The organism is Candidatus Dormiibacterota bacterium (assembly GCA_035536395.1).
Classification (GTDB): domain Bacteria; phylum Patescibacteriota; class Saccharimonadia; order UBA4664; family DATLOE01; genus DATLOE01.
Window position 1 is genome coordinate 1 of sequence record DATLOE010000021.1, and the last position, 6,756, is coordinate 6,756.

Sequence of the window (6,756 nt, forward strand, 5' to 3'; positions counted from 1 at the left end):
GGCCATCCCGGTCCAAATCGAGCTTATTAAGTTGCTGCTGCAAAAGGAGTTTGCCTACATTGCAGAGCAAGCCATCTACTTCGACGTATCCAAGCTTAGCGATTATGGCAAACTTTCAGGGCAAAAGCTGGGCGAAAAAGAAATAGGTGCCCGTAGTGAGGTAGTGGTAGATAGCCAGAAGCGCAACCCGCAAGATTTTGCACTCTGGTTCTTTACCGTTGGCCACCACGCCGGGCACACCATGAACTGGCCAAGCCCCTGGGGTAATGGATTCCCTGGCTGGCACCTGGAGTGCTCCGCCATAATCCATCAGCATCTCGGTGAAACTATCGATATCCATACTGGAGGAGTCGACCATATCGGCACCCATCATACTAATGAGATAGCTCAATCAGAAGCAGCTTTTGCAAAGCCACTTGCAAACTTTTGGCTGCATAATGAGTTTCTCCAGATCGAGGGTAAGAAAATAGCTAAATCAGGTGGCAAGTTTAATACTCTTTCCGACTTAAAGGCAAAAGGCTTTAGCCCAATGGCATACCGCCTGCTCCTCCTGCAAGCACATTATCGCTCGCAACAGAACTTTACAGTTGAGGCTCTGGAAGCGGCCCAAAGCTTTCTGTGTAAATTGGAAGCCTGGGCAGACTTACGGTTCGAGCAGATAGAGCCAGTTAATGACGATAACCTCGATCGGCGCCTGGATGAAGTAAAAGAAAATATTACAGATGCCCTAGGCGACGACCTTAATACCCCTAAAGTGCTAGCCACTATTAGTAAACTTGTAAGCTATATGGACGGAAGCGGCATCGTGCCTAGTAAACATCAGGGATTTACGGAACTGCTTGCCCACATAGACGCCTGCTTGGGTCTTGGGCTGTCGCACCGTGAAGATATTACCGAAGCTCAATCGAAATTAATGCACAAACGAGAAGAAGCGAGGCTAGCAGGGGAATACGGTGAATCTGATAAAATCCGCAATCAGCTGGCTAAAGACGGGTTAGTAATCAACGACACCCCTTATGGGCCGCGCTGGCACCGCGAGTAAAATCAGCCCCGCTTGCTGCGAGGGTAGTAGTACTTGTGGTAATGATCGAACAGTATGCGAATTCCAGCCGCTATCGGAATAGCCACAAAGGCTCCCAGCAGACCGGCTAATGATGCGCCAATTAAGGCCGCTGCCAGAACGGTATAAGCCGAGATCTCCAGCGCTCGGCCGAATATCAAAGGCTGGATTAAGTTATTTTCCAGCTGCTGGTAGACTATCAGGTAGATTGTCATGAATATGGCGGCAGGAGTCGAAACGAACAGACAGACCGCCACTACAATAATCGAGCCGATTGTGGCGCCGACCAGTGGTATGAGGTTTAGTATACCCATTACGATACTCAGCGGTAGCGCGTAGGGGATTTGCAGGATCAAAAGCGGCACCAGAGTGGCTACGAATATCAGCAGGCTTCTTAAAAGGTTCCCGAAGGTGTAATTACGCACAGTATGGTACAGCCGGCGCATTAGTTCACGGTCTCGCTTTTGCTCGGGTGGTGGCCGGGTAGAGATAAGGGTGTTAAACCACATCGGGCCTTCTTTAAGAGTAAAGAAAGTCAGGGTTAATATCACGATCAGCGCGATTAGGTTGCTAAACAGGCTCTGGGCGACACCCACAAAAGAACCAGTTGCTTTGGATATTTGAGTAAAGAGCTGCTCCTGTTCGCTTTTGATTCTGTCTACTAGGTTGTATCTGTTTACAAACTGGCCAACAGAACTGCTAGAATCGCGCATATCATCGATGAGCACCGGTAGCTCCTGAACCATTTTTTGCGATTGGGTTAGCAGTGGAGGGATTAGAATCGAGCTGATAGCTGCCACCACCAAGCCCATGAGTATAAATACTGAACCAATTGCTGCCAGGCGGTTCTTTTTGGGCATGTACTGCTGCAGCCATACGACGGCTGGGTTAAGCGTGAGGGCCAGGAATGAAGCAGTAGCTACCCATATCAGCTCGCGCTGCACTTGCAGCAATAGCCACAAAACAATAAAAAATCCAACCGCAATCGCCAAGATTCTGATGACTGTTCGGTTGGAAACATCGTTGATATTCATTTGCTTTAATTATGCCATAATGGCTTTGCAGACACAATCTGGGTATAAGAATAAGCACCTTTTTGGGCACAGTAACCACACAATTATCGATACCCACACCTGGACTAATGCCAACCAGAGTCAGGGCGCAAAACCTAATCTATTGAGCCAAATAAAACGCCCGAGGCTTTCAAAGCCTCGGGCCTAATCCGCTACCAGGTTCTCAGCATGGAACGCTCGAGCATCTCTAGCGAAATCAAGTCTCTTCTATGCGATTCCTTGCTGCGCTCTATTGCGCTGCGCATTACTTCATTAACGCTATTCAGCAAGTAGAGCCTTTCTTCAAAAGCCTCCAGCTCCTCATTCGTACAGAATCTCGCTTCAATGTGGCGTCTAACTTCACCATCTTCCACCCAAGAGGTAAAAGTTTCGATGATGAAACGCCCATCCAGAGTAAGCAATATGATTTCCACTGGCTGCTTCGGGGTGCTGGCTCTTACTACGCATATCTCCAACACCTTTGTCTTTGTATTGATCCCTCTAGCACACTTAGTAGAGCAGTCCTTCCATCGAAAACCATAAGGTGCAAAGCCCGGACTCTTGCCTCTCCAGTTAGTAAATATGCTTACCTTCTCTTTGAGAATGGTAATGCGCTCACTTGGAGTCAGCTCGTCTACGGGTACACCCTCCATGGCATGACGTAACGCGATTGAGTGATGGCTCGTGGACGAATCCATTTGCTCATCCTTCCTGTCTGGCTTCCTCAGGGCGAACCCTTGTTGGAAACAGTGGGTACACTCGCAAAACGCGAGAATTTGGTAATTATGCCAAAATCCGGGTAAATTTACAATCATAAGCTTTTCACACCTTGAATATTGCCCGCTAGCTACATAAGTGTTATAATTATCTTTAATTCGGGGCAAAGCGGCCCCATTTTTTATTGAGGAAAAGTATGCGCGATCCGGTTAAAATCAGGAATATTGCAATCATTGCCCACGTCGACCACGGCAAGACTACCCTGGTAGACGGGCTCTTAAAGCAGTCCAAGACCTTCCGCGCGAACCAAGCCGAGATGGCGCAAACCACCATTTTAGATTCTGGCGATCTGGAGCGTGAGCGGGGTATTACGATTTCTGCCAAAACTACAGCCGTTGAGTACGAACAGCATAAGATAAACATCATAGACACCCCGGGGCATGCTGACTTTTCAGGAGAGGTCGAGCGTACCCTGAATATGGCCGACGGCGTTATTCTAGTGGTTGATGCCCAAGAAGGGCCTATGCCGCAGACGAAGTTCGTCTTAACCAAAGCCCTGGCACTTGGGCTTAAACCCTTAATTGTTATTAACAAGATAGATAAGCGTGATGCTAGAGTAGGTGAGGTAGAGGCCGAGATAGAAAGCCTGTTTCTGGATCTTGCTATTAACGACGAGCAACTAGACTTTCCGATATATTACGCCGTTGGCCGCGAAGGCAAAGCCTTTGCAAAAGTTCCGGAAGATTACACCCTAGATGCCGACCTTACGCCGATATTCGAAGCTATCATCCACCACCTGCCCGCACCCAAGGCGCAGGTAAATGAGCCTTTTCAGATGCTGGTAACCTCTCTGGATTGGGATTCCTACAATGGCAAATACGCCATTGGCCGTATTCAGCGCGGTAAGGTGAGTATTGGCACCCAAGTCGCCCTAATTAGTAAGAATGGCGATATTACCAAAACCAAAGTAGATAAGGTGCTGGTTTCGGCTGGGCTGAATCGCCTGGCAGTAGAGCAGGCCGGAGCCGGTGAGATAGTACAGTTGACTGGTATTGCTAATGCGCAAATTGGCGACACACTAGCCGACCCGGCTAAGCCCGAGGCCATACCGGCCATGGAAATAGAAGCCCCAACCCTGCAGATTGTCATGGGACCGAACACATCGCCATTTGCCGGCCGGGAAGGGGAGTACACCACCTCCCGCCAGATTGCCGCCCGACTGCAAAAAGAACTAGAAACAAACGTCAGCTTAAAGGTAGAAGAGAAAGGCACCGGTTTTCTGGTATCCGGGCGAGGTGAACTGCATCTCTCAATATTAATCGAAACCCTGCGCCGTGAGGGGTACGAGCTAGAAGTAGGCCGCCCTACGGTAGTCACCAAACAAGAAGATGGTAAAACCCTAGAACCGGTAGAAGAACTAGTAATTGAAGTGCCAGAAGAGTATGTAGGAGCCGTTACCAGCGAAATGGGCAGACGCAAAGCGCAGATGAAGCACATGGGCCCCACTGGTAAGGGGGTGACTCAGCTGGTTTACCATCTACCTACTAGAGTCCTTCTAGGATTACGAAATATTTTGGTTACCGCCACCAAAGGCACTATGACGATGAACAGCCTGCTAATAGGGCACGCCCCAATGGGCGCGCCTCTAGCTAAGCTGCGTAATGGCGTTTTAATAAGTGCGGAAACAGGTAATGCCGTTATTTACGGACTTAAGGGCGCTGAGGAGCGAGGTGAGGTGTTTGTGGGGCCAGGCACGAAGCTGTACCAGGGTATGATTATTGGGCTGAACCGCCGGGGCGACGATATGATTATTAATGCCTGTCGTGAGAAGAAGCTGACTAACGTACGTGCTTCTGGCACCGACATGCAGACACAATTAGTGCCTTTTACAGACCTTTCACTAGAAGAGGCTTTGGATTTTATCGAAAGCGATGAGCTGCTAGAAGTTACACCGCTCAATCTGCGCATGCGCAAACGCTACCTGACCGAAGCCGAACGCAAACGCAACCGCACTTCATAAAACTTATTTTTTCTCAGCATTAATATTCACCATCCACTCCACACCGAATTTATCGGTTAGAGTACCGAAGGTGTCTCCCCAAAACTCTTTTTTAAGCGGGGAGGTAACTTTGCCGCCCTGGCTTAAGCCCTCAAACATCTTGCTTAGCTTTTCTTCATCTGTACCTACGAGCGAGAGAGTAATTTTTTTGGCCTCAGGGCTGGCCTGCTCGGTATCGCTGCCCATAATCTTTACCTCGCCCTCAAGTGCGGCATGCATCAGCCAATCTTGGTTAATCTCGCGTGCACCAGGCACACTGCCCGGCACTTCGCTGTAGGCCTGCATGGTTAGCTCGCCACCCAGAACGCTTTTGTAAAACTCCATTGCGGGACGGCAGTTGCCTTTAAAAAATATGTACGGTTCTAAGCTGATCTCCGCCATAACACCTCCAAATTATTTTGATTTAACTATATTATATATGTCTTTTAATAACTTCCTCTGCTCGCCTCATCCCCGGGGGCAGAATGTGGACTATACCCTCTGTAACGTACAGAAAACGATCAGATATTAGAGGCTTTAGCACTGTAGCCCGCCATCGGGTAATATGCGAATATTGGCTCCATTTAAATAGTTGAGCTGCAGGTACGGGGTCTGGGGAGTCATAAAGCAACACTAAGGCGATATCCTTTGCGGGTAATTTAGAAGACAGCACTACAGGCACCCCATCTATCCGATAAACAATCGGGATTGGTCGCTCCGCTAAGTTGTCTAGCACCTTCTGGATATCTACAGCGGGCAAACCAGATTCCAGTCTGATGATTTCGCCCATAATCCAAGAAACTATCTGGAAAACGGTAATGCCATCGATGGAGTTTGGATCTATTCTGCCCAAGTGCGCAGAGTTCCGGTTATTCCGGAAGTCCATTACTAGTTCGGTTGCGCTGATAACCTGCGAGCGAAGCGTTGGGTCCAATGCAGCCGTTGCCCGGGCGGTATTTACCACAGTTTTACGGTTAGGCTTGCTCTTGCCATCGATAGGGCTAAAGCTACCGCTGATTTTCCACTCGACAACTCTTAGAACTGCCTCGCAAAATCGGCCAGCATCTATCTGCAAGTCATCCCACTCCTGGAGTAGAAAATGTGTCCGCACTTTAGCAAACTCCTGCTCTAGGTTAGTCGAGAGATCGTCGGGAAGCGTTGCGAGCAGGTTAATTAACGCTGGTTTCATCCAGCAGGTCCTTCAAGTACTTATCTCCCTTAAAAAGCAGGGAGTAACTGCCAGTTGAATCCTTAACAACCCACCCTTTTTTAGCAGCATTAGCGGTCAAACCATTAATATCGCTACCGGCTATCTTATCGCGTAATCGAAATGCTGCATAAGATATCTCGTTTGGCCGCAATGACACTATGGCATTAGCAGCAGCGAATGCGAGCACCCACATCACTTTTGCTCCTTTGGTTGGAAGGGCATGGTAATTTGGATATCCGTCAAGGTCGGGTGAATATGTTATTTTACTTAATTCGTCCCGGACTTGAACTGAGGGTGTTGAGGCGCTAGCTTTTTTTGACCTTGACCTTGGCTTTGGCTTTTTCGAGCTAGACAGTTGCCCCCCTACTGCGTTCTCCTCTGGCGCACCCAGGAACTCGATGATCCGTCCAGCTTGTCTAAGGCTAATCTCTTGCTCAGGCATGTTGATATTACCAGAAATTTTTAATTTGATTGGCATGGTATACCCCTTGGTTAATTACCACAGCATATCATGAAAATATGCAAGAGTCAATAGTGCGAAACTAGACTTAGAAATACTTATCTGGAAAATGTATATTTATTTCTATTTTAGTAAAATATTCGTATTTTGTTTGGTATTGTAAAAAGACAAAAACCTTGCATGTTTTCAGCAGACACACCCCTGGCTGACCGGTCTTTG

At 48.2% G+C, this 6,756-nt stretch carries 7 protein-coding genes; 2 read left to right on the plus strand and 5 right to left on the minus strand.

Annotated elements, in window-relative coordinates:
• On the plus strand, positions 1 to 1,042 hold a 1,042-nt coding region (locus VNA68_03490), incomplete at its 5' end, for a cysteine--tRNA ligase (protein HVE81167.1).
• Positions 1,043 to 1,044: 2 nt separating this feature from the next.
• On the opposite strand, the gene VNA68_03495 is transcribed toward VNA68_03490, so the two are convergent.
• Positions 1,045 to 2,094, minus strand: coding sequence for an AI-2E family transporter (locus tag VNA68_03495; protein HVE81168.1), 1,050 nt, complete (start codon positions 2,092 to 2,094; stop codon positions 1,045 to 1,047).
• 191 nt (positions 2,095 to 2,285) lie between these two features.
• A complete protein-coding gene (locus VNA68_03500) occupies positions 2,286 to 2,810 on the minus strand; it encodes a hypothetical protein (GenBank protein HVE81169.1) in 525 nt (174 codons plus the stop codon).
• 215 nt (positions 2,811 to 3,025) lie between these two features.
• Between VNA68_03500 and typA the strand changes: the two genes are divergently transcribed.
• Entirely contained in the window at positions 3,026 to 4,849 is a 1,824-nt protein-coding gene (gene typA, locus VNA68_03505; protein HVE81170.1) for a translational GTPase TypA, read from the plus strand.
• 3 nt (positions 4,850 to 4,852) lie between these two features.
• On the opposite strand, the gene VNA68_03510 is transcribed toward typA, so the two are convergent.
• From VNA68_03510 to VNA68_03520, 3 genes are read right to left on the minus strand one after another with little or no spacing between them, the layout of a single operon-like run.
• Positions 4,853 to 5,269, minus strand: a complete 417-nt coding sequence (locus VNA68_03510; protein HVE81171.1) for a VOC family protein — start codon at positions 5,267 to 5,269, stop codon at positions 4,853 to 4,855.
• A 31-nt stretch (positions 5,270 to 5,300) separates the two neighbouring features.
• Complete coding sequence (locus VNA68_03515) at positions 5,301 to 6,056, minus strand: hypothetical protein (protein HVE81172.1); 756 nt, start codon at positions 6,054 to 6,056, stop codon at positions 5,301 to 5,303.
• On the minus strand, positions 6,037 to 6,555 hold the full coding sequence (locus VNA68_03520; GenBank protein ID HVE81173.1) for a hypothetical protein: 519 nt from the start codon (positions 6,553 to 6,555) through the stop codon (positions 6,037 to 6,039). The genes VNA68_03515 and VNA68_03520 overlap by 20 nt, the downstream gene beginning before the upstream one ends.
• Positions 6,556 to 6,756: the final 201 nt, after the last annotated feature.